Annotated in this window: 2 protein-coding genes; both read left to right on the top strand. The window is 33.2% G+C overall.

Going from position 1 to position 1,480, the window contains the following annotated elements; genetic code table 11:
• Window positions 1-343: IS200/IS605 family transposase (tnpA, locus tag DXA18_RS15400; RefSeq protein WP_118384589.1), on the top strand; the 343-nt coding region annotated here is incomplete at its 5' end.
• A gap of 18 nt (window positions 344-361) precedes the next feature.
• Entirely contained in the window at window positions 362-1,465 is a 1,104-nt protein-coding gene (tnpB, locus tag DXA18_RS15395; protein ID WP_118384588.1) for an IS200/IS605 family element RNA-guided endonuclease TnpB, read from the top strand.
• Window positions 1,466-1,480: the final 15 nt, after the last annotated feature.

Here is a 1,480-nt window from a genome sequence, read left to right as displayed (position 1 = left end):
CTGCAAATATAGAAAGAAATTACTGGTTTCGAGGCAGATATCAGATGATATAAAACAGTTTTCGTATGAGATATGTCAGAGACACAGTGTGATAATAAGATATATGGAAACAGATAGAGATCACATTCACTACATGATAGAGACAGAACCAATAATGTCTATTAGTAAGATTGTAAACCTGATGAAGAGCTATACAACATACCATATATGGAAAAGATATCCTCAATATTTACGAAAACAATTCTGGAAAGAACATACCTTTTGGACAGATGGATATTTTGCCTGTAGTGTAGGAGATGTATCGGAAGAAATGCTGAAAAGATATATAGAAAATCAAGGTTGAGAAAGAGGGTGACAGTGGATGTTAAAGGCATATAAATACAGAATATACCCTAATAATGAGCAGAAAATACAGATTGCAAAAACATTTGGCTGTTGCCGTTTTGTGTATAATCAGACCCTGGTATACCGAAAAGAAGTATATGAGAAAGAGAAAAAATCAGTTAGTAAAACCGACTGTAACAATTACTGCAACAGACAATTAAAGAAAGAATATGAATGGCTGAAAGAAGTGGATAAATTTGCTCTGACAAATGCGGTTTACAACATGGATGCTGCATACCAGAAATTTTTTAAGGAACATGCAGGTTATCCGAAGTTTAAGAGTAAACACGATAATCATAAGTCATATACAACAAATTTTACGAATGGCAATATAACAGTAGATTTCGGGTGTAATAGAGTAAAACTGCCTAAATTAAAAGGTATAAAAGCAAAACTGCATAGAAATTTTAGTGGACAGATAAAATCGGCAACGATATCACAAGTTCCGAGTGGAAAATATTATGTATCAATTTTAGTGGAAACAGAACACACGGAACTGCCACATACAAATCAAAATACCGGAATAGACTTAGGTATTAAGGAGTTATGTATTACTTCTGATGGAAAAAAATACGAAAATCCCAAAATCATCAGAAAATACGAAAAGAAACTGGTGAAACTGCAAAGGCAGTTAGCCCATAAAGAGAAAAGAAGTCAAAATTACTACAAAACAAAGAAAAAGATAGCATTATGTCATGAGAAAATAACAAATACCAGAAAAGATTATCTGCACAAGATGTCACATGAGATTATCAGCGAAAACCAAGTGATAGTTTCGGAAGATTTGCAGATAAAAAACATGGTAAAAAATCATCATTTGGCAAAGTCCATAAGTGATGTATCATGGAATGAGCTGACAAGACAGTTAGAATATAAGGCAAAGTGGAATGGCAGAAAATATGTCAAAATAGATACATTCTATGCCAGTAGTCAATTGTGTTCAGTCTGTGGATACCAAAATACAGAGACGAAAAATCTATCAGTAAGGGAATGGATATGTCCTGTCTGTGGAACAAATCATGACAGGGATATTAATGCAGCAAAGAATATACTGGAAGAAGGATTAAGACAAATAGCATAAAAATAACAATATAGG

Source organism: Dorea sp. AM58-8, assembly GCF_003464045.1.
Lineage (GTDB): Bacteria > Bacillota > Clostridia > Lachnospirales > Lachnospiraceae > Claveliimonas > Claveliimonas ammoniilytica.
This window is presented reverse-complemented; position numbering and strand designations above follow the sequence as displayed.

Bases quoted from the DNA above. Each gene is read 5' to 3' on its own strand.
- tnpB (WP_118384588.1), top strand. From the start codon at position 362: ATGTTAAAGGCATATAAATACAGAATATACCCTAATAATGAGCAGAAA.